The following is a 265-nucleotide window of genomic DNA, read 5'->3' on the forward strand; positions in this document are numbered from 1 at the left end:
ATATATATCACCTAGTTTGAGTAGTTCAGAGAATTATATATTTACAAGGAGTTATCAACGTTCTATGACGAGTGACTCAGGTATTCTAGAGAATAAGGATGTAATAGAAAGTGTAACGTATTTTGATGGTTTAGGCAGGGCGAAGCAGCAGGTAGGTATTAAAGCAACTCCAACTAAGAAAGATGTAATCACACATATTGGCTATGATGCTTTTGGGCGTCAGGCATTGGAGTATCTTCCTTATGGTTCTTCACAGAATCGGGGA

Annotated in this window: 1 protein-coding gene; it reads left to right on the plus strand. The window is 38.1% G+C overall.

Annotated features, from left to right (window positions below; all coding sequences use genetic code 11):
- Positions 1-16: 16 nt before the first annotated feature.
- On the plus strand, positions 17-265 hold a 249-nt coding region (locus JMA43_RS14020; RefSeq protein WP_446719415.1), incomplete at its 3' end, for a DUF6443 domain-containing protein.

The organism is Joostella sp. CR20 (assembly GCF_038433465.1).
GTDB lineage: Bacteria > Bacteroidota > Bacteroidia > Flavobacteriales > Flavobacteriaceae > Galbibacter.